This is a genomic window from Sphingomonas radicis (assembly GCF_051400635.1).
GTDB lineage: Bacteria > Pseudomonadota > Alphaproteobacteria > Sphingomonadales > Sphingomonadaceae > Sphingomonas.
Genome location: NZ_JBLFFG010000020.1, coordinates 1 through 504, shown reverse-complemented (window position 1 = coordinate 504; position 504 = coordinate 1). Strand labels below are relative to the sequence as shown.

Sequence of the window (504 nt, the reverse complement as noted above, 5' to 3'; positions counted from 1 at the left end):
CAGCAGGTTGGTCTGTTCGGCGATGGTGTTGATCAACTCGACAACGTCGCCGATGCGGCTCGCCGCCTTGGAGAGTTCGCTGACGCGGTCGTTGGTGGCGCGCGCCTGTCCGACCGCCTCATTGGCCATCCGCGCCGATTCCTGCACTTGCCGGCTGATCTCGCCGACGGACGAGGCCATCTCTTCGGTGGCGGAGGCCACCGACTGAACGTTGGTGGACGCCTCTTCCGATGCAGACGCGACGGCGCTGGTGAGTTGCTGCGTGCGCTCTGCGGTTGAGGTCAGCGTCGTTGCGGATGCCTCGAGCTCGGTCGAAGCCGACGACACGGTGCCGACGATCTCGCCGACCGCACCTTCGAAGCCATCGGCGAGCCTGCGCATCTCGGCCTTGCGCTGCTCGGCCGCGATCTGATCCTGCCGCATCTTGGCTTCCGCTTCCGCGCGCGCCTTCTGCTCGGACACGATCTTGAATTTCTCGACGGCACCGGCAATTTCTCCGACCTC

General features: G+C 65.5%; 1 pseudogene. It reads right to left on the bottom strand.

What is annotated here, in order from left to right:
- Window positions 1-504: pseudogene (locus tag ACMGDH_RS18235) on the bottom strand (hypothetical protein); the annotation flags it as partial.